We start from the raw sequence: 24,167 nt of genomic DNA, 5'->3' as shown, positions 1-24,167 counted from the left end.
GCGGCCATCAGGCTTTTGTTCTGTGCTTTGGCGAGTTGCCGGATTACGGCGTCTAGATCAGCTTCAGCCATTCCGGACCACTCATCACTCCGCTACGTGACCCCCGGGGAAACGCGGTATTGGGGGGGCACTTTATTGGCGCACCCGACACGATTCGAACGTGTGACCTTTGCCTTCGGAGGGCAACGCTCTATCCAGCTGAGCTACGGGTGCAGTGGGCTTCATTTAGCCGATTGGTCTGGCATCGGCAACGGCCTTTGGGGCACCCTGAGGCGCCCGGCAATACGAAGGTGGCAGAACGGCGGGCGTCATCCCCGTCAAAAATCTGATCCGTTCTGCCGGATTGGTGCTAGTCTTGGTTTGTTGATCTTCTCGACCATCGATGGGGACGTCCGATGTATAAGAAGGTTCTTCTGGCCTATGACGGGTCTGTTGAGGGCCGGCGCGCCCTGCGGGAGGGCGCCAAGCTCGCACAAATGTGCCGTGCCGAGGTCTTCCTGCTGGCGGTTGTCGAGGTTTCCTCGATCATGACGCCGGAGGCCGGGCTCACCATTCCGATCGAACTGCAAACCGAAGACTACAAGGCGATCCTGGCCGAAGGCACGGAGCGGTTGAAGGCGGTGGGCTTTACGCCGACCTCGCGGCTGGAGGTGGGAGATGCCGGGCAAAAGATCGCGGAAGTGGCCGAGGAAATCGGCGCGCATCTCGTGGTCGTCGGGCATCGTCCGCAAGGGCCGCTGGCGCGGTGGTTCGGTTCCGTCGGCAGCTATCTGGTCAAGCGGCTGCGCTGCAGCGTGCTGGTCGCCCAGACCGAGATCAGCGACGATGAATTCGAGCGGCTGAAGCCGCCGGCCGAGACGGCAGCCTAGGCTCAGTTTTGCACCGCGCCGGAACGATCGGAGAGATCGTTACGCCGGAACGATGATCTTGCCGATCGGCCATAGCGCGATGCCGGCGAGTTTGAGGTGTGCCCAGGCGAAGGGAATGCCGATGATGGTCACGGCCAGCACAACTGCCGTGACGAGATGCGCGAGCGCCAGCCACCATCCCGCCAGCACCAGCCAGATGATGTTGCCGACGACGCCGAGCGGCCCGGTGCCGATATCCTCCTCACCGGTATAGAGGTCGCGCGACACCGCCCTGAACCCGAACGGAAACAGCGTGTAGGCCGCGATATTGAACGCCGCCCGTGCCCAGGGCAGGCCGATGATGGTGATGGCCATGATCACGGCGGCCACCAGCCAGCCGAATGCCATCCACGCGCCGCCAAGCACGATCCAGACAATGTTCAGAAGTAGCGAGACCGGTGACATGGCCCATCTCTACCGTGCCGGGGACGCCATTGAAACTCAAAAAGCCAGCTGCGGCAGGAATTGGCTTGTGCGCGTCGGCATCCGGAACTCGATTGCCGCAGGCCGTTCAGGCGCTAAACTGCTTTCCAATACGATCCGAACAACAGGCGTCCTTTAGGGAGAAGCGTCGATGCGTCCGCTCGAATTCGGCTGGTATCTGCCCACGCATGGCGACACCACGGCCTATGGGCTGATGGAGGCGCAGGTCGCAGGTTCCCCTGAACTCTGTGATCGCGTGGTGCAGGCGGCGGAAGCGGCCGGGTTCGAATATCTGCTGATACCGGTGGGCTCGGTGTGCTGGGAGGCGTGGATCACGGGCGCGTTCATGGCGGCGCGGTCGCGGACGATCAAGCCGCTGATTGCAGCAAGGCCCGGCTACATCAATCCGGTGCTGCTGGCCAAGATGATCTCGACCTTCGACCAGATGTCGGGCGGCCGCATCTGCATCAATCTGATTGCGGGCCAGAACGAGAGCGAGGTCGAAGGCGAGGGCGTGCGTTACGCCAAGGAGGAGCGCTACGCGCTGATGGAGGAGGAGGTCTCGATCCTCAAGGCGCTGTGGACCACGCGCGGCCCGGTGACGTTCGAAGGCAAGTTCCACAAACTGTCGGGCGCGCATATCAGGCCGCGTCCCTTGCAGCAGCCATTTCCAAAATTCTATCTCGGCGGCGGCTCGCGCCAGGCCTGGGAATTGTCGGCGAAACATTCCGACGTGCATCTGTTCTGGGGCGACCTGCCGGAGCGGATCGCCGGCAACATCGCCGAGATCAGGCAGATGGCCCGCGCCCATGACCGCGAGAACGACATCGGATTCGGCATGCGGCTGCAGGTGATCTGCCGTGAAAACGAAGCGGACGCCTGGGAGGCCGCCGATCAGCTGGTGCGTCATGCCACCGAACGGCAGAAGCAGGAGATGAAGACGCTCTACAACAAGTCAGAGGCCAACCAGCGCGTGCAGCAGCTTGCCCGCGAACATGGCGACCTGCTGCTGCCGCATCTATGGACCGGCATCACCAAGGTTCGCCCGGGGGCCGGCATCGCCGTCGTCGGCAATCCCGCGCAATGCGCGGATACGTTGCAGCAATTCATCGATGCTGGCTGCCATTCGTTCTGCCTGTCCGGTTATTTGCACGACGAGGAGGCCGAGCGTTTCGGCCGGATGATCCGCCCCATCCTCGCCGAGAACAATCGGGGCCGCTGGGCTGCCTAGGGTCGGGCGGGTAGGCATCGCGGGTCAGGCCGAGGCGAGCGCGGCTTCGCTGCCAACGCCGATCAACCGACGCACCTCGGCAGCCGGTTTGGGGGCGCTGAACAGATAGCCCTGCATCTGGGTGCAACCGAGCCTCTTCAGCAAGGCCTTCTGCTGTTCGGTTTCGACACCCTCGGCGGTCGTGATCATGTTGCGCGAAGTCGCAATGTTCACCACCGCCTGCACGATCGTCTCCGAGCCGTCGACCTCGATGTCGCTGACGAAGCAGCGGTCGATCTTGATCTTGTCGAACGGGAAGCGCTTCAGATAGCTCAGCGAGGAGAAGCCGGTGCCGAAATCGTCGAGCGCGATGCGCACGCCGATGTCGCGGAGCTGATGCAGGATCGCCAGCGCGGTCTCGTCGTCATGGATCAGGACCGCCTCGGTGATTTCGATTTCCAGCCGATCTGGCGGCAGGCGGGAGGTGGCGAGTGCGCCCATGATCCGAAGTGCGAGTGTCTGGGATCTCAACTGGACTGGCGAGACGTTGACGGCGAGTCGCACATGGGCCGGCCAGCCGGCGGCCTCGATGCACGCGGTCTGCAGCACCCAATCGCCGAGCTCGTTGATCAGGCCGATATCTTCCGCCAGCGGGATGAATTCCGCCGGCGAGACCATGCCGCGTTCGGGGTGGCGCCAGCGCAGCAGCGCCTCGCAGCCCACCACCTCGTTGCTGCCGAGGTCGAGCAGCGGCTGATAGTGAATTTCGAAACCGCGATCGACCATCGCCTGCCGCAGGTCCTGCTCCATGGTCAGCCGCGCCTTGGCGCGGGCATCCATGACCGGCTCGAAGAAACGATGGGTGCGGCGGCCTTCGGCCTTGGCGCCGTACATCGCCAGATCGGCGCTCTTGATCAGCTGGTCGAGATCGGTGCCGTCCTGCGGCGCCAGCGCGATGCCGATGCTGGCGTCGGTCGAGAGTTGATGGCCGAGGCAATGATGGGGTTGCCGGATCGCCTCCTGGATCCGCGTCACGAATTCGACGACGTCGTCGCGGTCGCCGGCCGCGGTCTGGATCACGGCGAATTCGTCGCCGCCGAGCCGCGCAATCAGATCGGTCGGCTTGAGGCAGTCCTTGATACGGGAGGCGACGGCCTTCAACAGTTCGTCGCCGACATGATGCCCGAGCGAGTCGTTGATGCCCTTGAATTCGTCGATATCGATATAGAGCAGCGCGAATTGTTCGCCGCCGACGGCCTTCTGCAACTCGCGCTCGATCTGTTCGCGGAACAACACCCGGTTCGGCAAGTCGGTCAGCGCGTCGTAATGCGCGAGATGGGCGATCTTTTCATCGGCGCGGCGACGCTCGGTAACATCCTCGACGACATGGACGATGTAGCTGGGCTCGCCGGCCTGATTGCGAATTCCGAGCCGTCTGGAGGTGATGTAGCGACGGCCCATCGCCTGGGTTTCCCAGAGATGCTCGTCCTTGAACAGGCCGTCGGCGGATCGCAGCGCCTTGTCGTCGTCGGCCGTGACGATCTCGGCGGATGCTTGCGGAAATATGTCGAAGGCGGTTTTGCCGATGATGCTGTCGCGGGAAATGCCGAATTGAGTTTCGGCCACGCGGTTGGCCAGAAGGTAGCGGCGATCCCGGGCGCCCTTCACGGTGATCTGCGAGGGGATGTGATCGATGATCTGGCTCAGGAAAGCATGGTTGCGGTCGCGTTCCTGCTCGAGTTTGCGACGCTCGGTGACGTCCTCGATGGTGGCGATCCAGCAGCCATGCGCCAGCGGCCGGCTGATGGCCAGGAAGCTTCGCCCGTCCGGGCACTGCATCATGCTGTGGTCGGCCTCACCCCGTGCGATATTCCGCAAAACGCTGGAACAGAATTCCTTGACGTCGCCGCTAAAGGCTCCCTTGTCCTTGCGGTGCTGGATCAGGTCGGAGAAATGACAGCCGGGCTTTACGATGTCCGGCGACAGGTTGAACATGTCGATGTAGCGTTGGTTGACCGTGACGATGCATGCGGAGGCGTCGTACATCACCAGGCCCTGGATCATGTTGTTGAGCGCGGTGTCGAGCCGGTGCCGTTGCGATTCCAGCCGTTGCTGCGCCTCTTTGCTTTGCCGGGTCATCTGCCGGATGATGAGGAACAGGATCAACGCGATCGTCGATGCCGACAAGATGGCGGCGCTGACCAGGAACCTGGTCTGGGCCTCCCAATCGGCCAGCGCGGCGGTCATCGAATTGGTCGCGACGACAATGATCGGGAAGCGGCTCAACTGGGCCGCGGACCCGAGCCGTTCCCTGCTGTCGATCGGGCTTTTGACGCGCAGCGTCTGCTGACCGCCCTGCGTCAGGACACGCTGCAGCAGCGGCGCCGATTTGAATTTTTGTCCGACCAGGTGTTCGGCGCGCGGATGCCGCGCCAGCAGGGTGCCGTCGGCGTGAAACATCGAAACGGCGGCGTCCGCTCCGATCGCGACGGAAGCAAAGAACTTCACGTAATTGGAAGGATCGATGCGCCGCGTCATCACGCCGAGAAAGACACCATCTTCGCCGGTCAGCCGATGGGCAACGACCGTGTTCAGACTGCCGCTGATAAGGCTGCGAAGCGCCTCGGTCTGGAGCGAAGGTGATTGCGGATTGAATTTGAAGGAATTGAAGTAGGCGCGTTCGGAGATGTTGAGGGCCGGCGTCGGTAACGGCCGCGACCAATTGATGATGTTGCCGTCGGCGTCATAGATCGAGATGTCGCCGAGATAGGACAGGACGCCGGCTTTGGATCTGAGGATTTCGTGAGCTTCCAAACTCGACATCAATTTCCGGAACGCCTGCGGCGAAGCGATGCCGGGAATGTGCAACCGCGCTATCACGTCGGCGGCGATGGTGTCGGAGTCCTCGAATTGCTGGTCGAAGTGACGGGTGAGCAGCAGTACGGTGTTTTGCAATTCGCGTTCGCTGTTAGCCAGCGCGCGCTCGCGGAATTCCGCGACCATCATGATCGTGCCGGCAAAAATCGCCGCAACCAGCAGGGCCCCGCAGACGGTCAGCCACAGCACCGGACCACGGATCGTCGTGCCGAGACGCCGACTGGCCGCCGCAGCTCGGGACGCCATGCTTTTCAGATCGCGAAACAGAACGCGCATTCCCCCTTCTCCCCGGGGAACTACATACGATGCGCTCATGTCATAAGCCGTTAGGAAATCCGGTTACCTAAGGTTTAATCGCGCCCCTGAATGCCGTTCTACGGCAGCGCCACGCGCATGGCGGGCCGCGTGCAGCACATGGTGGTATCTATCTTATGATACAACCAATGGTATTGGGCGGGCCGGGGCTTGAGCCGCTGCCGGTATTACCTAAATCGTCCCGGCGTTACGCGGGTCTCTGGCCCCTCACGTCGATGGCGATTGAGCCGTCGTTGCAGCTATGGAGTGTGAACTTCACCCCGAAAAAGCTGAAGGAAGTACCATTCTTGGTGCAGCCGTCGATCTTGACGCCGCCGCTTACTGCATCCAGTTCGTCGTTCGACAGCGCATTGCTGGTCGTCATGATTGCTCTCCACATCGTCAGGCGCGCGGGATTGCGGCCTCTGGGGGCATGATTAGCAATGTCCGGACGGCGCCTCAGTGATACGGCGCACAATGCGCGGACGCTGGGCTGCCTCAGCGGCGATAGCCGCCGGCGCGGGAAAAGGCCGGGCGGGTTTCCTGTGCCGGGCGGCTCGACAGGCTGGCGCGCGTTTCGCTGGCGAGCGGTGCGACCGGCCTGAGATCTTCCAGGAAGATCGGCTTGGAGAAGTAATAGCCCTGCGCATAGCGGATCTTGGTCGCGGCCTGCAGATAGGCCAGTTCCTCGAAGGTTTCGAGGCCTTCGGCGATCACGGTCATGCCGAGCGCTTCGCTCAGCGATTCGATCGCCCGCAAAATGCCCTGGCTGCGCGGCCGCAGATGGATGTCGGTGATGAAGGAACGATCGATCTTGATTTCGTCGGCGGTGATGTCGGCCAGCGCCGACAGCGACGAATAGCCGATGCCGAAATCGTCGATCGAGATGCCGACGCCGAGTTTGCGGAAGATCGGCAGGATTTCATCCTGGAAATGCGTCTTGGTGACGAAAGCGTCTTCGGTCACCTCGATCATGAAGCGCTTCGGAAATCCGGTCGCCTCCAGCGCCTGCGCGAACGGCCGCATGAATTCGGGATTGCCGGCCTGCTTGGCCGCGACGTTGATGCTGATCGTGGTATCGGGACCGAAGGTCTCGTTGATCAGGTCGATCGACTTGACGATCTCCGCCAGCACCAGATGGGTCAGTTCGTCGATCAATCCCAGTTCGACGGCGAGCTTGATGAAGGTGCCGGGGGCCTGAATCACGCCCTCATCGTCCCTGAGCCGCACCAGCGCTTCGATGCCCTTGACGGCCTTGGTGCGGATGTCGACCTTGGTCTGGAACGCGCAGCAGAAGCGCTTTTCCAGGATTGCCAGCCGCAGCGATTGTTCGACCTTCATCCGCGCCAGCGCCTCGCGTTCCATGCTGGAGTCGAAGAACGCTGCCCCGCCCTTGGCTCCGTTCTTGACGCGGTACATCGCGATATCGGCATTCTGGCGCAGCGTGTCGTAGGTCTTGCCGTGCTCGGGATAAAGGCTGACGCCGATCGACGTCGAAGCGAATATCTCCGATTCGTCGATGAAGAACGGCGCCTTCAGCCGTTGCAGCATGAAATGGATGTATTCGGCGACTTCGCTCTCGCTCTGGACCGGATTGAGCAGCAGCATGAACTCGTCGCCGCTGATCCGCGACAGGATGTCGGATTCGCGCAAATCCATGCCCAGCCGCTTGGCCATTTCGACCAGCAAGGCGTCGCCGATCGCGTGGCCGTAATAGTCGTTGATGTGCTTGAAATTATCGACGTCGAGAAATGCGAGCGCGAAGTGGCCGTGGACATTGCCTTGTTGCAAATGGCCTTGTTGCAAATGGCCTTGGGCGCTGTCGCGCGCGAGCAGCGTGTTGACGCGGTGTTCGATCACCCGCCGGGTCGGCAATCCCGTTAGTTCGTCATAATAGGCCGAGCGGAACAACGAATCCTCGAACGCCTTTTGTTCGGTGATATCGGCCGAACTCGAGAGCAGCAAACTGCGTCCGGCGATCTGGATCGGCCGGTGTGAGGTGAGAAATACGTGCTTGGCCGGACCGGAGGTCACGGCCTCTTCCAGTGTGGCCGCGTGGCCGCTGTGGAGCAATTCGAGACAGGTCTCCTGGCGATCGCTCAATTGCGAGGGCGCAGGCGCGGCCGCGGCCATCTGCAGTAACGCCGCGGCGGCGTCGTTCACCAGCAGGAACTCGCCTTGCTCGTCCTGAACCGTCACGCCGGTCGGAAGCAATCTGAGGACATCCCGCAGAATGCTCAATTCGGTACCAAAAGCGCCTTCATTACCGGCGCCAGTCGCTGCCGCCTGAAGGTCATGTTTATAGGGACTATGCATGCAGCGGAGCTTGCCAAAGTCCCTTCTAATTTTGGTTAAGTGGAACTGTGAAAAACCACGACACTCCTACAAGTTGGCGCTTTCGGACCACACGGCCGCAATCGTCATTAACAGAATCTCAATTCGGAATGCGGCCGCGTGCGATAATTGCGAATTGTGCCTTCAGGTTGTGCAACCGCGTTCAGCTCGCGGGGATGCGACACTGCATCGTGCAATGAACGCCGGTCTTCAGGAAACTGACTTCGGTCTTGCCGTCGAACGAGCGCAGTGCCGATTGCAACAGCTTGGTGCCGAAGCCCGGCGCTCCGATTTTTTCAACCGCGGGCCCCTCGGTTTCGTCCCAGGTGATCTTGAGCCAAGCCACATTGAGTTTGTCGTCTGACACCGTCCACGACACCTGCAACATGCCATTCGCAGCGGAAAACGCGCCGTACTTCCCGGCATTGGTGGCCAATTCGTGGAAGATCAGCGCCAGGCTGACCGCCAGCTTGGCCGGAAGGAATAGCGGATCGCCGTTCAGGTTGAATCGGACATGGCCGTAAGGCCCGAGTTCGGAGCGCAGCAAGTCCTTGATATCACAGCCGCTGCCATCGACCCGTGCGATCAGATCGTCGGTTGCCGACAGCGCGCGGATCCGGTGATCGATGCTGTTCCAGACCTGCGGTTCATCATGCAAGACCTGGTGCAGAACGGCGTGAATCGTCGATGTCTTGTTCTTCAGCCGGTGCTGCAGCTCGTCGACGATCAGCTTGCGGTATTCCTCTTCCTCGGTCAGGCGTTTGGCGACCTGCCGCTGTTGTACGACGATGGTCCGGTAGTGCTCGACGCCCCATATTGTGAGGCCGCAGACCGCCCAGAAAATCAGCAGCAACGCCAGGCGCGCGGAATCGGCCACGGTGCCGCTGAAATTGATGGCGACGCCAAGCGTGCCGCCGGCAAGCGCCGTTGCGATCCCGATCCGGAAGCCGCCAAAGGCGGTGGCAAAGAACACGGCCGGAAAATACGGCGTGAAGAACACGTCGGGGCGGATCTGGGCCAGTCCCCACCGCGCCAGGGTCGCCAAAACGAGGCAACAGACCGCAAAGGCGGTGCTGAATAGCGGTGAGGGCTGGGAAATTCCCTGCCAGCCATGCCTGAACTCGTCGATCAATTTCGTCATCGGTGTTGTCACTTCACGTGATCAGCGAATCCAAAATAAGGCCGACCCTAACGGAAACCGGGGATATCGAGCCCGCCGGCAACGACGAGGCGGTCCTGCCATGGCGATGTCAGCGCGATAAGCTCGCTTGCGTTGTTCCCGGCGGGCGGGAATATTGGCATCAACAAAAACGGGAGGAATGGATGAACCGTCTCATTCGCGCGTTCGGCGCATCGGCCCTCTTTGTCCTTGCGGCCACCGGGAACAGTTGGGCGGACCCGGTGCTCCCCATGGCTGTGACGCCCGAAGACGTCGGCCTGTCCTCCAGCCAGCTGGCGCGCATCGAGGCGGTGACCCAGAAATACGTCGAAACCGGGCTGGTGCCGGGCGCCGTGATGCTGGTGGCGCGGCGCGGCAAGATCGCCTGGCACAAAACCATGGGTTTCCGCGACCGCGCGGCGAAAGACCCGATGCGACCGGACTCGATCTTCCGCATCTATTCCATGACCAAGCCGATCGTCTCGGTCGCGGCCATGATGCTGGTCGAGGAGGGAAAGATGCAAGTCAGCGACCCCGTCTCGAAATATATTCCGGAAATCGGCCGCATGAAGGTGGGCAATGAGACCACCGAGAACGGCAAGGCGGTGCTGCAATTGACCGATCCCGCCCGCGAGATGACGGTGCAGGACCTGTTGCGGCACACCTCCGGGCTGATCTACGGCGCGCGCGGCAAATCGCTGATCAATGCGGCCTATGTCGAGGCCAGGATCGGCGGCCGTGATGCCAGCAATGAGGAGTTTGTCGCGAAATTATCGAAGCTGCCGCTGCGGTTCTCCCCCGGCGAGCGCTGGGAATACGGCGTGTCGACCGACGTGCTGGGGCGCGTGGTCGAAGTCGTCTCGGGCAAGACGCTGGGCGAATTCCTGAACGAGCGCATTCTGACGCCGCTCGGCATGACCGACACGGGCTTCTCTGTGGCGTCCGACAAGCTCAATCGCGCCGCCCAGCCCTGGCAAATGCCCGAATCGCCGCCGATGACGCCGCGCTTCGACGTGGCGCAAAAGCCCCGCTTCGAATCCGGTGGCGCCGGCCTCACCAGCACCATGGACGACTACCTGCGCTTTGCGATCATGCTCGCCGATAGCGGCGAATTCGCCGGCAAGCGCCTGCTCGGCAACAAGACCATCGATTTCATGACGGCGGATCATACTTTGGCGCGGCCGGGCCGGCCGCCGGGGCTAGGCTTTGGCCTCGGCTTCGAGGTTCGGACCAGCGTCGGGGATGCCGCCTTGCCGGGCTCGCTCGGGGAATATGGCTGGGCCGGCAACGCCGGCACGCTGTTCTGGATCGATCCCAAGGAACAGTTGATCGCGATTTACATGGTGCAGGTCGATGACGGCGTGCGGATCATGCTGCGCAATCAGTTCCGGACCATGATCCAGTCCGCGATCATCAACTAGGATTTCTCAGGTTTCGCAAAAGGGATGGTGAAATGGGACGGCTGGACGGCAAGGTCGCGGTGATCACGGGCGCGACCAGCGGCATCGGACTGCATACGGCGGAAATTTTCGTCGCCGAAGGCGCGAAGATCGTCATCGCCGGGCGACGCGCGCCGGAGGGTGAGGCGCTGGCCAAGAAACTCGGTGCTGCCTGCATCTTTCGTCAGACCGATGTCACGGTCGAGCAGCAGATGAAGGCGCTGATCGGGCTTTGCGTGGAAAAGTTCGGCAGGATCGATTGTCTGTTCAACAACGCCGGCGGCCCGGCCCAGACCGGCGGCATCGAAGGCCTCGAGGTCGATCGCTTCGATGCGGCGATGGCGACGCTGGTGCGCAGCGTGATGCTCGGCATGAAGCACGCAGCACCCCAGATGCGCAAGCAAGGCTCCGGCAGCATCATCAACAATGGCAGCATCGCAGGGAGGCTTGCCGGCTTCTCGTCATCGATGGTCTACGGCGCGGCCAAGGCCGCCGTCATCCACCTCACCAAATGCACGGCGATGGAACTCGGCGAATCCAACATCCGCGTCAATTCGATCTCGCCGGGTGCAATCGCGACCGGCATCATCGGCAAGGCGCTGGGCCTTTCGGTGGAAGCCGCCGAAAAGACCCCTGGTGTGATGCGTGAGGTCTACAAGACCGCGCAGCCGATCCCGCGCGCCGGATTGCCTGAGGATATCGCGCATGCCGCGGTGTTCCTCGCCAGCGACGAATCCTCCTTCATCAACGGCCACGATCTCGTTGTCGACGGCGCCATCACCGGCGGCCGCAACTGGACCCAGCAGCAGCAGGGCTATGTCGCGCTGCGCAAGGCATTCGATCAGGGATAGGGGACTTCCGTCATTGCGAGCGAAGCGAAGCAATCCATCGCGCCACAATAAGAAAAGAATGGATTGCTTCGTCGCCACGCCCCTCGCAATGACGGGTAGATAAACAAAGGGAGAAAACATGTCTGCAACACTTGGTTTGTCACCCGCCAGCCCCCAAGGGCGGCCGTATTATCTCGCCGTGATCGCCGGCCTCGCCTGCGCCTTCGTGATCGGGAAGACCTTGCCCTCCACGATGGATGCGATCTCGGCGATTATCGAGCCGCTTTGTTCGAACGCTGCGGCCGCAGGCTCGCCGCTCGACACCGTCGAGCCGATCGGCTCGTACGCGCTGCCGAACGTGCCGGGCAAGAGGGTGACGATCGTGCGCGTGTTCTACGGGCCCGGCGGGTTCACCCGCGCGCACCGGCATGCCGGCTCCGTCACCGCCTATGTCACCAAGGGCGAAATCCGCTCGCAGCTTGCCGGCGGCGTCGTCGAGACGTTCAAGGTGGGCCAGTCGTTCTTCGAACCGCCCGGTGCCGTGCACCTGGTCTCGGCCAATGCCAGCATGACAGAGCCCGCGGAATTGATCGCGGTATTCGTCGCCGATGAAGGCGCGCAGCTCACGACGTTTGTGGAGTAATCCCGACTTGTCATGCGCGGGCATAGTAGTCTGCCTTGTGCAGACTACGTAAACTTGTCTGCACTCCCGCGCATCCATCTGAAAAAGTCATTCAAGAGTGATGGATTGCCGGGTCAAGCCCGGCAATGACAGCAGCGAAACCTCACACCGCCTTCAGCACGACCTTCAATCCGTCCCGCGGTTTTGGGATCGGCCACATCTGCCAGTCCGGCTTGTAGCCGGGCTCCAGCGATACGCTGAGATTCTGCAGGAAATGCCGGGCGAAGCATTTCGCCTGCATATAGGCAAAATGCAGCCCGAGGCACATATGCGCGCCGCCGCCGAACGGCACCCAGGCGAAGCGATGACGGTTGCGCTGCGCCTCGTCGGAGAAGCGCATCGGATCGAACTTGTCCGGATCAGGCCAGATATCGGCCATGTGATGGGTGAACAGCGGATTGACGCCGACCAGGGTGCCGGCCGGGATCGCATAGCCCTTGAAGGTGAAATCGTGCACCGCGCGGCGCGGCATCGAGGGCACCGGCGGCTTCTTCCGCAACGCCTCCTTGAACGCCATCTCGCTCAGCGGCATTTTCTCGAGATTGTCGATGCTGGAGGGGTCGTTGGCCTCGATGCCGAGGCCTTTGACTTCCTCGCGCAGCCGCACCTGCCATTCCGGATGCGCGGCAAGCTCGCCGACAAAGGACGTCAACGACGACGTCAGCGTGTCATGCGCCGCCATCATCAGGAAACTCATATGATCGATGACGTCCTGGGTAGACAGCAGCGCGCCGTCCTCATGGGTGGCCTGGCAAAGTTGCGAGAACAAATCGTCGCCGCCGCCCCGCGCGCGGCGGATCGGAATTTGCTCGGAGAAATAGGCGACGATCCGCTTGCGCCCCGCGACGCCGCGGCCCATCTGCGTGAACGGCAGCGGGTATCGGATCGGCGCCACGGCCGCCGCCACCATGTCGACGAAGGCGCGCGTGATCTCGTCCACCTCGGGACCGATCTCGGCGCCGAGAAACGATGTTGCCGCCAGATCGAGCGTGAGCTGCTTCATCGCGGGATAGACCAGCATCTCGCCGGGTTGCGCCTTCCATTGCTTGACGCGCACGGCAATGCCGCGGTCGAGATCAGTGAGGTAGGATTTCATCGGTCCCGACTTGAACGCGACCGACAGCGCACGGCGGTGCAAACGATGTTCCTCGAAGTCCAGCAGCATCAGCCCGCGCGGAAACAGCCGGCCGAGGATCATGCCCCAGCCATGGGTCGAGGAAAATTGCTTGGCCTGGTCGAACAGCAGCAGTTCGTTGGCCTCGGGGCCGAGCAGGTTGATGCTGGTCTCGCCGAACACGTGGCTGCGATAGACCGGGCCGAATTTGGCGTGCATCCGCTCGACCTGCCCTTTGGGGTCGGCGAGCACCTCCAGCGTCTTTCCGATCACCGGCCAGCCTTCGTCGCCAGGTATGTGCTTGAGTGAATTACGCTTCGGCGGTGTAAGGGTGATCGCGGGGGAGGCCACATTCTGCATCGACATGGCGATTTGCTCCGGTTCGGCTCTGGCCCATTATGTGGGATCATCGGCATAACCAAGGCTGGAAAATAACGCTTTGTTGCGTCGATGCAAAGCCAATAGCGCCGGTGGCGCGCCGGCTCATCCAAGCCGCGCCACAAGGCCGCGGGCCGTGCTAGGGTGCGGCAAAATAAAGCCGGTCAGGGAGAACTGATATGTCGAGAATATTGGGTGTGATTGCCGTCACGCTGGCGGCGATGGTCGCCGGACCAATCGCCGCACAGGCGCAGACCATGCCCGCCATCACCAGCTTTGGTCCGGATTTCCCCAAAACCGGAATCTTCATCGGCAACAGCTTCTTCTATTACAACAACGGCCTGCCGGGTCATCTGTCGTTGATGGAAAAGGCCGCCGACCCCGAGAACGTGCAGGCCTACCGCAACACCATGGTGACGATCGGCGGTTCCGGCTTCGACTGGCATGATATCGAAAGCTATTTCCGGCCTAATGCGATCGGCAGCTATTCCTTCGACCCGAACAACAACGTCGTCTTCAACAAGCTCGACCGGCTGTTCGACGTCGCCGTCATGATGGATTGCAGCCAGTGCCCGATCCATCCCACCCTCAAAACCGTATTCACCGACTATGCGAAGAAGAACAGCACCATCGTGCGCGCCAGGGGCGCCAAGCCCGCGTTCTTCATGTCCTGGGCCTATGCCGACAAGCCGGAGATGACGGCGCAATTGGCCGAGGCCTACACGATTGCCGGCAACGAGAACAACGCGCTGGTGATTCCCGCAGGCCTTGCCTTCGCACGCGCCATCAGCAAGCAGCCCGAGCTCAACCTCTATGCGCCGGACAAGCGTCATCCGTCGTTGGCCGGCACGTATCTCGCGACTTGCGTGGTGTTTGCGTCGCTGACCGGGCGCTCGCCGGTCGGCAACCCCTATCTCGCCGGCATCGATGCGCCGACCGCGACATTCCTGCAAACCGTGGCGTGGGAAACCGTGCAGAGCTATTACGCGAAGTAGTGGCCTCTCGGCGCTGGCAATCGGCCGTCATTGCGAGGAGCGCAGCGACGAAGCAATCCATCCATCCGTTATGCCGCAAGATGGATTGCTTCGCTTCGCTCGCAATGACGAAGGATAGCACTTTGAGGATTACGCCTTGCGCTTGGCGGCTTCCTTCTGCAGGTCCGGCGCGTTGATGGTGGGAATCGCGACACGTCCGGGGCCGGTGACCGCGAGGGCCGCGGCGGCCTTGTCGTTTTCCATGATCTTGGCCATCACGGCTTGTCCTGCGCGCTCGAACACCGCGCGGTTTTCGACCAGGAATTTCTGCGACTCGCGCAGTCCCTTCACGTAGCCGTTGATCTCCGGGATCACGTAGCGCGCCACCATGTCCCAGCTGCGTCGGGTGTTTTCCGGATTGGCCCAGTCATGCACGAAGCCGACGATGGTGCCGACGCCGCCGGAAACCGCCATCAGATTCTTGATGGTCTTGATCAGGTCGTCAGGCGTTCCGATGGTGGAAGCGGCGGCTTCGCCGCCCGCGGTTTTCTCAAGCGCGTCCTCGGGTGACTTGAACGGCTCGAGGCCCGGCCGCTGCAGCGTGCCGACATTATATTCATTGTGCCACTTCATCAGGCCCGGGCCGGCCTCGCGATAGGCCTGTTCGCGCGTTTCGGCGATGTGCCAGGAGAGCAGCACGCGCCAGTCGGCGCGGCTCACGGTGGTGCCGGCCTTCTTGGCGGCGTCTTCCGCAAAGCCCCATTGCGTCGGCAGTGCCATCAGGCCCTGCGTCGACATCGAACCCAGCGAGATGATGCCGATGCCGTATTTGCCCGCCAGCGTCATGCCCGAGGGCGAAATCTGCGACGCCACCACGAACGGCATCTCTTCCTGCAGCGGCAGCAATTGCAGCGCGGCGTCGTTCATCTGAAACCAGTCGCTCTTGGCGGTGACGCGCTCGCCCTTGAACAGCCGGCGGATGACCGCGATCGCTTCGTCCTGGCGGTCGCGCTGCGTCATCGGATCGATGCCGAGGGTATGCGCGTCGGAGGCCAGCGCGCCCGGACCGGAGCCGAAGATGGCGCGGCCGCCGGTCATCCAGTCGAGCTGCACCATGCGCTGTGCGACATTGTAGGGATGGTGATACGGCAGCGACACCACGCCGGTGCCGAGCTTGATGCGCTTGGTGCGCTCGCCGGCGGCGGCCAGGAACATTTCCGGCGAGGCGATCATCTCCCAGCCCGAGGAATGGTGCTCGCCGCACCAGAATTCGTCGAAGCCGAGCGCGTCGATCTGCTCGACGAAGTCTAGGTCGCGGCGGAATTGCAGCAGCGGATTCTCGCCGATCGGATGATGCGGGGCGAGAAAGGCTCCGAATTTGAGGCGCGCCATGGGGTTTTCTCTCCGGATTTATTTTTCTTTGGAACTGCTCGGTGCCAAACTACGGGGTGGGGCAGGGCAAGGCAATCCTCCAAGCCCGCCGCTGGCGCATGGTTGTCGCGCAAGTTTGGCTGACATACCGTCGGCCGGAATTATGGCCACTCACCTCAGGGACCACCATGAATCGCATCCTCGGCCGATGAATCTGGCAAAACCCCGCATCGACATCGGCTTTGCCACCAATCACGCTCCGGCAGCGCTTGCGTTCTGGCAGAACGAGATCGGCCTGCCGTTCGACCACACCCAGCCGATCCGCCGCGGCTACAAGCAGCACCGCCACGATCTCTGCGGCTCGATCCTGAAGATCAATCAGGTCTATGAACCGCTGCCGGACAATCCGCCGTCGGGTTACCTCGAACTGCTGATAGCGCGCGATGGCCTGACTGCGCCGCAGCCGATGGCCGATCCCGAGGGCAACCGCGTCTCGCTGGTGCCGAGAGGCATGTACGGCATCGAGCGCATCGGCATTCGCCTTGGCGTTCGCGACGTCGCGGCGCATCGCCGTTTCTACACCGAAGCACTGGGATTGTCGTTAGGTGAAGCCAACGCCAATGGCGCCGAGACGTTCCTCGCAGGCGACACGGTGCTAATCGTCGAGCCCGCGGCCGACGCGCCGCATGATGCTGCTTTTGAAGGCAAGGGTTGGCGCTACATCACGTTCCAGGTCTTCGAAGTCGACCGCGAGCACGCTCACGTGCTGGCCCATGGCGGCCGCGAAGCCCGCGCGCCGGTGACGCTGGGGACCACGGCGCGGATCTCGATGGTGCGCGATCCCGACGGCAACTGGATCGAGCTGTCGCAACGCGCCTCGCTCACCGGTTCGCTCGCGCCTGCGCATGGATAGGTTTTGGTGACGATGATCCGAAGGGCGCATCAGCAGATTTTGGGATACGCGTCGCCAGATATCGCCTTGCCGGGCGCAGCCATCGATGGCATGCTCGGCATATGACGCCCAAATGCATTTCGCCCAAGTCGCTTTGGTGGCGCTCCTTTTAGGGAGCGGCATGGCGTTACTATTTTCAACGACCTTCGCCGCCGTGATCGGGTGAGCCAAGGTCGTTTTCCGGCAAGTCTCCAATCGCGGCGGCTCCAATCAGGAGAAGCCATATGCTTGTCGAGACTGTGCGACCAATTATTCTCACCGGTGATCGCACCACCGGACCCCTTCACCTTGGCCACTATGCAGGCTCGCTGAGAAATCGGGTTGCGCTTCAGCGCACGCATCGGCAGTTCGTTTTGCTGGCCGATGCCCAAGCCTTGACGGACAATATTGACGATCCCGAAAAAGTGCGCAGCAACGTGATGGAAGTGGCCCTCGATTACCTGGCCGTCGGCATCGATCCGGGCGAAACGACCATTTGCGTGCAATCCGCGTTGCCCGCGCTTGCCGAACTTGCTCAGCTTTATCTTAATTTTGTTTCCGTGGCCCGGTTGGAGCGCAATCCGACGATCAAGGATGAAATTCAGATGCGGGGCTTTGAGCGGGACATTCCCGCGGGCTTCCTGTGCTATCCGGTGGCGCAGGCCGCAGACATTACGGCATTCAAGGCGACGGTCGTGCCGGTGGGGTTGGATCAAGCTCCGATGATCGAACAGACGAATGAAATCGTTCGTCGGATCAATAGGCAGGTCGGTCGTGAGCTGTTGGCGGAGGCAAAGGCGCTCATTCCGGCAACGGGACGACTTCCCGGCGCCGATGGAAAAACGAAAATGAGCAAATCCCAGGGGAATGCGATTTCGCTTTCAGCCTCGCCCAACGAGATCAGTGCTTTTGTAAATCGCATGTACACGGACCCGAATCACTTGCGCGCATCCGATCCCGGGGTCGTTGAAGGCAATGTTGTCTTTGCATACCTTGATGCGTTCGACACCGACCACGTCGCCGTTGATGAATTGAAAGCGCGCTATCGGCGCGGGGGGCTTGGCGACGTGACGGTCAAGCGCCGCCTTGAAGACGTGTTGCAAGAGCTGCTGAAGCCGATCCGCGAACGTCGCGAGGCTGTGTCCAATGATCTCAGCTATGTGCTCGACGTGCTGCGTTCCGGCACGGCCAGGGCGCGCGCGATAACTCAATCCACCTTCGATGAATTGCGCGATGGGTTGGGCTTGTTTTCGTTAGCCGGAACAAGATGAGACCGGCTGCCTGCGTCATCGTAGTTCTACGGAGGGCGATGCATAAAGGCTTAAGGAACTTTGACTAGGTCTAGCATCAGCATTCCAGAACAGAACGCGAAGGTCCCGGTCCTTCTGTGGCGGTCGAGCCGGGGTCTTGCTTCCAATGAATCAGCTACCCGCAGGCGGCGCCGTACTCAGCGGCGTCGCCTGTTATTTCATGACCGCTCCCTTGCCTTACTGCACCGGCACGTTCAGCGCGCGCACCACGCGAAAACTGTAGCCGCCGCCGTCGACGATGCCGTTTTCGCGATAGCCCGCGCGAACCATGTTGGCCATCCAGTCCCAGGTGCCGCCGCGCAGCATGCGCCGCTCGCAATTGCCCTCGAGCCAGGGTGAGCCATCGACCGGCGTATCTTCATTGTAGCGCTTGTTGAAGCAGTCCTCGGTCCACTCGAACACGTTGCCGTGCACCTGATACAGGCCAAACGGGTTGGGCGGATAGGAGTCCACCACCACGGGCCCCTTGCTGTCCGCGCCGCGCGGCCCGGCACCGTAGGGGATCGATGCCTTGTAGTTGGCGTCCTGCGCGCTGATGGTGTTGCCGAACCAGAACGGCGTCGAGGTGCCGGCGCGGGCAAAATATTCGCGCTCGGATTCGCTCGGCAGCCGGTAGGTGCGGCCGACCTTCTTCGACAGCCACGCCAGATAGGATTTCGCGGCCACGAAATTGATGCCCTGCGCCGGCATGCGGCCGCGGCCAAAACCCTTGTCGTCGCCCTTGTCGCGGCCGCAGCCGCCGTCGGCGAGACAGGCGTCCCATTCGTCGAACGATATGGTGAAGCGGCCCACTGCGAACGGCTTTGCAAAGCTGACGCGATGAATCGGATCCTCGCCCTTGAAGCGGTCCGGCTCATCGGCGGGCGTCCCCATCATGAACGAGCCCTTCGGCACCACCACCATTTCAGGACAAACATCGCATTCCTTGAAACTGTCCTTTGGAACGAGCGACTGCTCGATCTCGGGCGTCAGCGGCTGGACGCGCTTTTCCGGAAAGAACTGCCGGGGCGCGCGCGGGGGCGGAGTCTGGCCTTCTTCCGCGACCGGTACCGGCTTCTGCATGCCCGGTGGCCACGGTTTTGTTGCCGACGCGCTGCCAGTGAATGAAACGGCGAGCACTGCGGCCATCGGCGCAAGGACAAGCTTCGACACGAATTCCATAGGTCATCCCTTGCGCGGACCGGTAATGGTGCTTGGTCGCGGGCCAAGGGATTCGCGTTCACGGTAAATTTGAAGTCGTCGGGCGCCTAAGCTAGAGCAAGCCATGAGCTATTTTCCCGACGAATCCACCGGCCGCGCATGGGCACGATACGCAATATTGGCATTGCCGCTGCTCTATCTGATCGTCGCCCTGACCTATTCGGCATACATGGCGCCGTGGGGGCGTCAGGTCGATCCCGAGTCGGCTTATGCGATGAACGGCCTTGCCTGGGCCGCGGGCTATCCCATGATGAAGAACGATCATCCCGGCACGACGACGATCCTGCTCGGCGGGATCGTCATGAAGCTCTATGCATTCATCAGCGGCCGTTCCGACATCATCGAATTCGGGCTGAAGAACTACGACGCATTCATCTACGCGTCGCGGGCCGTCGAAGCCCTGCTGATGTCGCTCGCCTTGCTGGCCTCCGGCCTCATGGTGCAGCGCGTGACGCGAAGCGCGATTGCCGCTGTTCTGATTCAGGTCGGGCCATTCGTCCATTTCGAGTTGATGCACTTCGAACTGATGCTGACCCCCGAAAGCCTGATGATTTCATGTGTCGTTCTGGGAACCGGGCTGGTGCTCAAGTCGGCGCTCGGCCGGGAGCCGCCGACCGCAGGTCTCGGCGTTGCGCAAGGCCTCGTGTTCGCACTCGGACTGTCGTCCAAATATTTGTATGCGCCGCTGGCTATTCTTTCCGTGGCGCTGCTGCGAAGCTGGCGGGCGTATGTGCTGGCGACGCTGGTCGGCGCGTTCGGATTTTTTGTCTTCAACAGGATATTGAATCCGTACGTCTTCACGAGCGGATTCCATTGGCTTGTGAGCATCGCAACGCACAAGGGTATCTACGGCGCCGGCGAGCCGGGCTTCATCGACTTCAACCTGTTCTGGTCGAACATGGGCCAGATCATCGCGGCGAGCCCTCTGATCTCAGCGGTGTTCGTCCTTGGCGGGTGCGTTGCGCTGGCGCGAATGCTGACCAGCCGCGATTACCTGAATCCGGTCAGCCTGACGCTGCTGGCGTGTTTCGTCGCCTTTGCGGCGCAGCTGCTCGCGACGTCCAAGCATTTCAACCTGCACTACATGGTTGCGTCATGGACGCTGACCGGCGGTGTTCTCGTGCTGAGCATCATTGAGATGCGAAGACTGTGGCCCGCGCTGTCGCCACGCCTGCTTGCCGGCGCGGCAGGATTGCTTTGCATCGCCCTTATTTCCACGAGCCTGATCAGGCTCAAGGACGAAGCGGTGACATGGAGCGGCCTCAACCGGACCGGCGCCAGGCTGTCGCAAGCCGTTGTCTCCGCCGCGCCGACCTGCGCCAATGTCTCCAGCATGTTCGTGCGCGCGCCGGAGAACGAGTTGAACCACGGCGCGGACATGACACTCGGCACCCCGAAAATGACGGCCGACTTCTCGGAAGCCTATGCGCGGGCTTTCAAGGAGCCGTTGCTGGATCACAACTTCTACCGCAATGTCCTGCTGCGGAATTTCATCGTTCTCGGCTACGATCAGCTCGCCCGTGAGTATCCGTGCATCGTCGTGCGGATATCGCAGGAACTCAACGCCAGTACGTCGAGTGGTCTTCTGGAGTTGCGGCCCGATCATTGTGTCGTCGAGAGCGTCCACGTTTACACGGTCGGGATGGCGTGTAGGAAAATCCAGGACGCCATGGCGAAGTGAGCGTGTTCTGGGCGCCAGTCGGAGCGCCGCGAAGCAGTCCTACCGCGTCATCCTGTTCCACGCATCGAGCCCGGCGATTTTGTAGGCTTCCGCCAGCGTCGGGTAATTAAAAGTGTTCTGGATGAAATAGTCGATCGTGCCTTTGAGGTTGAGCACGGCCTGGCCGATATGGATCAGCTCGGTGGCGCCTTCGCCGAGGATGTGCACGCCGAGCAGGCGGCGGGTCTTGGTCGAGAAGATCATCTTCATCATGCCGCTGTTCAGTCCCATGATGTGGCCGCGCGACGTCTCGCGAAACCGCGCGACGCCGACCTCATAGGGAATGCCGCGCGTCCGCACCTCTTCTTCCGTCAGCCCGGTGGTCGAAATCTCCGGCACCGAATAGATGCCGTAGGGGAAGAATTCCGGCGGCGCCAGCGGCTCCATGCCGAGCGCATGGCAGGCCGCGACGCGCCCTTGCTCCATCGAGGTCGAGGCCAGGCTCGGAAATCCGATCACGTCGCCGGCGGCGTAGATATGCGGCACGCAGGTTTGCAGCGTCAAAGGATCGACCGTGATGCGGCCGCGGTGATCGACCTCGATCCCGGCCGAGCCGAGATTGAGCCGGTCGGTGGCGCCGACGCGCCCGGCCGCGAACAGCAGCATCTCCGACGTCACGACGCGGCCGTCGGCAAGCCTGGTCTGGATGCCGCCGCCCGCGCTGTGTTCGATCGAGTTCACCGCGGAGCCGAGGCGCAATGCGACATTGCGGTCGCGCAGCTCGTGCATGAATTCCTCGATCAGTTCCTTGTCGATGAAATCCAAAAACGTCGGGCGCGGTTCGATCAAGGTCACGGCGACGTCGAGCGCCGAGAAGATGGTGGCGTATTCGACCCCGATCACGCCGGCGCCGATCACGGCCAGGCTGCGCGGCAGTTTCGGCAGGTCGATGATCTCGTCCGAGTCGAACACGGTCTTGCTGTCGAACGGCACGTAATCGGGGCGGAACGGCCGCGTGCCGCAGGCGATCAGGATGTGCGCGGCGGACACGGTTCGGGTCTCGCCATTGGCTGCCGTTATCTCGATCTGGTGCGGGCCGACAAAGCGGCCTTCGCCGGCGGCGGTGCGCACCAGATTGCGGCTGAACTGATGTTCGAGCACCTCGACCTCATGATCGAGCGTCTTCTGCAGCCGCACGATCAGGTCCTGGGCGGCGATGTCCTGCTTGACCCGGTAGGACCGGCCATAGAAGCCGCGCTCGCGCCAGCCGGACAGATTGAGCACGGTTTCGCGCAGGGTTTTGGAGGGGATGGTGCCGGTATGGACGGAAACGCCGCCGACCCGGCGGCCCTTTTCCACCACCAGCACCGATTTGCCGAGCTTGGCGAATTGCACGGCGGCGCGGCGCCCGGAAGGGCCGGACCCGATCACCAGCATGTCATAGTCGTACATCTAGGCCGTCCCGAACTCACAAGCGCCTGAAAAGCTGCAGGAAGCCTCAATCGCCATGCAGCAATCGGGCCAAATCCCGAGGGACCTTACCTCCGGGGTAATCGCTCGCATGACCGAAAGCTGTAACGGATGCGTGCAACAGATTTCGGACAAGGCCGCTGCCAATGCACCAGATCGTCACAAACCCCGTCGATAACTCAGTCGATTCCTGGCGTCGCTGGTGGGTGCTGGCGACCGTGGTATCCGCGCAATTCATGTTCGGGGTCGACGCCTTCATCGTCAACGTCGCGATCCCGACCATCGCGGCCGAACTGCGGGCGAGCGCAGCGCAGATCGAGGCCGTGATCGCGGTCTATCTGATCGCCTATGCCACGCTGGTGGTTACCGGCGGCCGGCTTGGCGACATCTACGGCACGCGCAATGTGTTCATATCGGGCGTGTTCGGCTTTACCGTCACCTCGTTGTGGTGCGGGCTCGCGCAGTCCGGTCCCGAACTCATCCTGGCGCGGCTGGCGCAGGGTGCCACCGCCGCGCTGATGGTGCCGCAGGTGCTTGCGACCATTCATCTGCTGTTTGCCGATAGCTCGCGCGACCGCGCTTTTGCCATCTACGGCGTCGTGCTGGGGCTGGCCGGTGCGGCGGGCTTTCTGCTCGGCGGCATTCTGGTGACATCAGATCTCGCCGGTCTCGGCTGGCGCGCGGTGTTTTTCGTCAACGTGCCATTTGGCGCGGTCATCATCGCCGCCGCTTTGCGGTTGATGCCGACCGTGCCGCGCCGCGCCGGCACACGGCTGGATATTCCCGGCGCGATCGTGCTGTTCGTGGGCTTGCTGTGCCTGATCGGCCCGCTGCTGTTCGGCCATGATCTGCACTGGTCGCCTTGGGTCTGGCTGGTGATGGCAGCCGGAGTCGTCATCATCGCCGCGTTCCTGCGGCTCGAACGCTTCATCGCGCAAAAGGGCGGCATGCCGCTGATCGATCTTTCGCTGCTGTCGGACCCCGCGTTCATGCGCGGGCTAGCAGCGGTATTCTTTTTCTTCTTCGCCAATCTGTCGTTCTATCTGGTCATGACCATGTTCATGCAGAAGGCGTTGCAGATTCCGCCGCTGCAGGCCGGGCTCGTCTTCATCCCGCTGGCGCTGACCTTTGTGATCGCTTCGCGCCACAGCGGCGTGCGCGCAAGGCATCGCGGCACGCTGGTGCTGATCGAAGGCTGCGCGGTGCAGCTCGCAGGTCTTGCCGCGCTGGTAGCTGTGATCGAATGGGGCGGCGCGCCATCAGCCATTGTGCTGGCGTTGGTGCTGACGATCTTCGGCTACGGCCAGGGATTGGTGATGGCGCCGTTGTCGAGCGCGGTGCTATCGACCGTGAAACCGGCGAGCGCCGGGGCAGGCTCTGGCATGTACGGCACCGTTGCGCAGATCGCCAACGCCGCCGGTGTTGCCGCGATCGGCGCGGTGTTCTTTGCGATCGAAGCCGCGGGCGCGGCGCGACCGGCGCTTCTTGTCGCGTGCGCACTGTTCGCATTGTCGATCATGGCATGTGCCGCATTCCTGACATGGATGCGGCGCGCGACCATGGGATCGCGGCTCGCGACTCCGGGATGACAAATTAACGTCGA

General features: G+C 62.2%; 19 protein-coding genes and 1 tRNA gene. 10 read left to right on the top strand and 10 right to left on the bottom strand.

The window, feature by feature from the left end; all coding sequences use genetic code 11:
- Nucleotides 1–136: 136 nt before the first annotated feature.
- Nucleotides 137–213, bottom strand: a tRNA-Arg gene (locus JQ629_RS31620).
- Between the two features lie 182 nt (nucleotides 214–395).
- On the opposite strand from JQ629_RS31620, the gene JQ629_RS31615 reads away from it, so the two are divergent.
- Nucleotides 396–869, top strand: coding sequence for a universal stress protein (locus JQ629_RS31615; protein ID WP_192736345.1), 474 nt, complete (start codon nucleotides 396–398; stop codon nucleotides 867–869).
- Nucleotides 870–908: 39 nt separating this feature from the next.
- Here JQ629_RS31615 and JQ629_RS31610 read toward each other — a convergent pair whose 3' ends face one another.
- Nucleotides 909–1,313 (bottom strand): YccF domain-containing protein, encoded by a 405-nt coding sequence (locus tag JQ629_RS31610; protein WP_212415940.1) that lies wholly within the window; start codon nucleotides 1,311–1,313, stop codon nucleotides 909–911.
- 169 nt (nucleotides 1,314–1,482) lie between these two features.
- On the opposite strand from JQ629_RS31610, the gene JQ629_RS31605 reads away from it, so the two are divergent.
- Nucleotides 1,483–2,562 carry an LLM class flavin-dependent oxidoreductase gene (locus JQ629_RS31605; RefSeq protein ID WP_212415939.1) on the top strand — a complete coding sequence of 360 codons (1,080 nt, stop codon included), beginning with the start codon at nucleotides 1,483–1,485 and terminating at the stop codon, nucleotides 2,560–2,562.
- A 24-nt stretch (nucleotides 2,563–2,586) separates the two neighbouring features.
- Here the strand turns inward: JQ629_RS31605 and JQ629_RS31600 are convergent, their stop codons facing one another.
- From JQ629_RS31600 to JQ629_RS31585, 4 genes are all read right to left on the bottom strand, one after another.
- Nucleotides 2,587–5,694, bottom strand: a complete 3,108-nt coding sequence (locus tag JQ629_RS31600) for a bifunctional diguanylate cyclase/phosphodiesterase (RefSeq protein ID WP_502753539.1) — start codon at nucleotides 5,692–5,694, stop codon at nucleotides 2,587–2,589.
- Nucleotides 5,695–5,920: 226 nt separating this feature from the next.
- Complete coding sequence (locus JQ629_RS31595; RefSeq protein WP_212415938.1) at nucleotides 5,921–6,097, bottom strand: hypothetical protein; 177 nt, start codon at nucleotides 6,095–6,097, stop codon at nucleotides 5,921–5,923.
- 113 nt (nucleotides 6,098–6,210) lie between these two features.
- Nucleotides 6,211–8,028, bottom strand: a complete 1,818-nt coding sequence (locus tag JQ629_RS31590; RefSeq protein WP_212415937.1) for a putative bifunctional diguanylate cyclase/phosphodiesterase — start codon at nucleotides 8,026–8,028, stop codon at nucleotides 6,211–6,213.
- Between the two features lie 181 nt (nucleotides 8,029–8,209).
- The gene (locus JQ629_RS31585) at nucleotides 8,210–9,187 is read right to left on the bottom strand and encodes a sensor histidine kinase (protein ID WP_212415936.1); all 978 of its coding nucleotides are present in this window, start codon (nucleotides 9,185–9,187) and stop codon (nucleotides 8,210–8,212) included.
- 182 nt (nucleotides 9,188–9,369) lie between these two features.
- On the opposite strand from JQ629_RS31585, the gene JQ629_RS31580 reads away from it, so the two are divergent.
- The 3 genes from JQ629_RS31580 (at nucleotide 9,370) to JQ629_RS31570 (ending at nucleotide 12,117) form a co-directional block, all read left to right on the top strand.
- The gene (locus JQ629_RS31580) at nucleotides 9,370–10,626 is read left to right on the top strand and encodes a serine hydrolase domain-containing protein (protein ID WP_212415935.1); all 1,257 of its coding nucleotides are present in this window, start codon (nucleotides 9,370–9,372) and stop codon (nucleotides 10,624–10,626) included.
- Nucleotides 10,627–10,658: 32 nt separating this feature from the next.
- On the top strand, nucleotides 10,659–11,495 hold the full coding sequence (locus tag JQ629_RS31575) for an SDR family NAD(P)-dependent oxidoreductase (RefSeq protein ID WP_212415934.1): 837 nt from the start codon (nucleotides 10,659–10,661) through the stop codon (nucleotides 11,493–11,495).
- A gap of 118 nt (nucleotides 11,496–11,613) precedes the next feature.
- A complete protein-coding gene (locus JQ629_RS31570; protein WP_212391478.1) occupies nucleotides 11,614–12,117 on the top strand; it encodes a cupin domain-containing protein in 504 nt (167 codons plus the stop codon).
- Nucleotides 12,118–12,259: 142 nt separating this feature from the next.
- Here JQ629_RS31570 and JQ629_RS31565 read toward each other — a convergent pair whose 3' ends face one another.
- On the bottom strand, nucleotides 12,260–13,636 hold the full coding sequence (locus JQ629_RS31565) for a cytochrome P450 (protein ID WP_212415933.1): 1,377 nt from the start codon (nucleotides 13,634–13,636) through the stop codon (nucleotides 12,260–12,262).
- A gap of 191 nt (nucleotides 13,637–13,827) precedes the next feature.
- On the opposite strand from JQ629_RS31565, the gene JQ629_RS31560 reads away from it, so the two are divergent.
- Nucleotides 13,828–14,643 (top strand): SGNH/GDSL hydrolase family protein, encoded by an 816-nt coding sequence (locus JQ629_RS31560; protein WP_212415932.1) that lies wholly within the window; start codon nucleotides 13,828–13,830, stop codon nucleotides 14,641–14,643.
- Between the two features lie 129 nt (nucleotides 14,644–14,772).
- On the opposite strand, the gene JQ629_RS31555 is transcribed toward JQ629_RS31560, so the two are convergent.
- A complete protein-coding gene (locus JQ629_RS31555; RefSeq protein WP_212391484.1) occupies nucleotides 14,773–16,014 on the bottom strand; it encodes an LLM class flavin-dependent oxidoreductase in 1,242 nt (413 codons plus the stop codon).
- Between the two features lie 187 nt (nucleotides 16,015–16,201).
- Here JQ629_RS31555 and JQ629_RS31550 point away from each other — a divergent pair, with 187 nt between their 5' ends.
- Together JQ629_RS31550 and trpS are read left to right on the top strand one after the other, a co-directional pair.
- Nucleotides 16,202–16,906 carry a VOC family protein gene (locus tag JQ629_RS31550; protein WP_212415931.1) on the top strand — a complete coding sequence of 235 codons (705 nt, stop codon included), beginning with the start codon at nucleotides 16,202–16,204 and terminating at the stop codon, nucleotides 16,904–16,906.
- Between the two features lie 263 nt (nucleotides 16,907–17,169).
- Nucleotides 17,170–18,195 (top strand): tryptophan--tRNA ligase, encoded by a 1,026-nt coding sequence (trpS, locus tag JQ629_RS31545; protein WP_212415930.1) that lies wholly within the window; start codon nucleotides 17,170–17,172, stop codon nucleotides 18,193–18,195.
- A gap of 216 nt (nucleotides 18,196–18,411) precedes the next feature.
- On the opposite strand, the gene JQ629_RS31540 is transcribed toward trpS, so the two are convergent.
- On the bottom strand, nucleotides 18,412–19,395 hold the full coding sequence (locus tag JQ629_RS31540) for a formylglycine-generating enzyme family protein (RefSeq protein WP_212415929.1): 984 nt from the start codon (nucleotides 19,393–19,395) through the stop codon (nucleotides 18,412–18,414).
- Between the two features lie 103 nt (nucleotides 19,396–19,498).
- On the opposite strand from JQ629_RS31540, the gene JQ629_RS31535 reads away from it, so the two are divergent.
- Nucleotides 19,499–21,115 (top strand): hypothetical protein, encoded by a 1,617-nt coding sequence (locus JQ629_RS31535; protein ID WP_212415928.1) that lies wholly within the window; start codon nucleotides 19,499–19,501, stop codon nucleotides 21,113–21,115.
- A gap of 39 nt (nucleotides 21,116–21,154) precedes the next feature.
- Here JQ629_RS31535 and sthA read toward each other — a convergent pair whose 3' ends face one another.
- The gene (sthA, locus tag JQ629_RS31530) at nucleotides 21,155–22,546 is read right to left on the bottom strand and encodes a Si-specific NAD(P)(+) transhydrogenase (RefSeq protein ID WP_212415927.1); all 1,392 of its coding nucleotides are present in this window, start codon (nucleotides 22,544–22,546) and stop codon (nucleotides 21,155–21,157) included.
- A 164-nt stretch (nucleotides 22,547–22,710) separates the two neighbouring features.
- Between sthA and JQ629_RS31525 the strand changes: the two genes are divergently transcribed.
- Nucleotides 22,711–24,153, top strand: coding sequence for an MFS transporter (locus tag JQ629_RS31525; RefSeq protein WP_212415926.1), 1,443 nt, complete (start codon nucleotides 22,711–22,713; stop codon nucleotides 24,151–24,153).
- Nucleotides 24,154–24,167 lie beyond the last annotated feature (14 nt).

Origin of the sequence: Bradyrhizobium sp. AUGA SZCCT0222 (assembly GCF_018130205.1) — a bacterium.
Taxonomy (GTDB): Bacteria; Pseudomonadota; Alphaproteobacteria; order Rhizobiales; family Xanthobacteraceae; genus Bradyrhizobium.
Note: the sequence above shows the minus strand (reverse complement) of the source record. Positions and strands in the feature narration are given on the sequence as shown.

Excerpts from the sequence above, each read along its gene's own strand:
- JQ629_RS31615 (WP_192736345.1), top strand. The coding sequence starts at position 396 with ATGTATAAGAAGGTTCTTCTGGCCTATGACGGGTCTGTTGAGGGCCGG.
- JQ629_RS31610 (WP_212415940.1), bottom strand. The coding sequence starts at position 1,313 with ATGTCACCGGTCTCGCTACTTCTGAACATTGTCTGGATCGTGCTTGGC.
- JQ629_RS31605 (WP_212415939.1), top strand. The coding sequence starts at position 1,483 with ATGCGTCCGCTCGAATTCGGCTGGTATCTGCCCACGCATGGCGACACC.
- JQ629_RS31600 (WP_502753539.1), bottom strand. The coding sequence starts at position 5,694 with ATGCGCGTTCTGTTTCGCGATCTGAAAAGCATGGCGTCCCGAGCTGCG.
- JQ629_RS31595 (WP_212415938.1), bottom strand. The coding sequence starts at position 6,097 with ATGACGACCAGCAATGCGCTGTCGAACGACGAACTGGATGCAGTAAGC.
- JQ629_RS31590 (WP_212415937.1), bottom strand. The coding sequence starts at position 8,028 with ATGCATAGTCCCTATAAACATGACCTTCAGGCGGCAGCGACTGGCGCC.
- JQ629_RS31585 (WP_212415936.1), bottom strand. The coding sequence starts at position 9,187 with ATGACGAAATTGATCGACGAGTTCAGGCATGGCTGGCAGGGAATTTCC.
- JQ629_RS31580 (WP_212415935.1), top strand. The coding sequence starts at position 9,370 with ATGAACCGTCTCATTCGCGCGTTCGGCGCATCGGCCCTCTTTGTCCTT.
- JQ629_RS31575 (WP_212415934.1), top strand. The coding sequence starts at position 10,659 with ATGGGACGGCTGGACGGCAAGGTCGCGGTGATCACGGGCGCGACCAGC.
- JQ629_RS31570 (WP_212391478.1), top strand. The coding sequence starts at position 11,614 with ATGTCTGCAACACTTGGTTTGTCACCCGCCAGCCCCCAAGGGCGGCCG.
- JQ629_RS31565 (WP_212415933.1), bottom strand. The coding sequence starts at position 13,636 with ATGTCGATGCAGAATGTGGCCTCCCCCGCGATCACCCTTACACCGCCG.
- JQ629_RS31560 (WP_212415932.1), top strand. The coding sequence starts at position 13,828 with ATGTCGAGAATATTGGGTGTGATTGCCGTCACGCTGGCGGCGATGGTC.
- JQ629_RS31555 (WP_212391484.1), bottom strand. The coding sequence starts at position 16,014 with ATGGCGCGCCTCAAATTCGGAGCCTTTCTCGCCCCGCATCATCCGATC.
- JQ629_RS31550 (WP_212415931.1), top strand. The coding sequence starts at position 16,202 with ATGAATCTGGCAAAACCCCGCATCGACATCGGCTTTGCCACCAATCAC.
- trpS (WP_212415930.1), top strand. The coding sequence starts at position 17,170 with ATGCTTGTCGAGACTGTGCGACCAATTATTCTCACCGGTGATCGCACC.
- JQ629_RS31540 (WP_212415929.1), bottom strand. The coding sequence starts at position 19,395 with ATGGAATTCGTGTCGAAGCTTGTCCTTGCGCCGATGGCCGCAGTGCTC.
- JQ629_RS31535 (WP_212415928.1), top strand. The coding sequence starts at position 19,499 with ATGAGCTATTTTCCCGACGAATCCACCGGCCGCGCATGGGCACGATAC.
- sthA (WP_212415927.1), bottom strand. The coding sequence starts at position 22,546 with ATGTACGACTATGACATGCTGGTGATCGGGTCCGGCCCTTCCGGGCGC.
- JQ629_RS31525 (WP_212415926.1), top strand. The coding sequence starts at position 22,711 with ATGCACCAGATCGTCACAAACCCCGTCGATAACTCAGTCGATTCCTGG.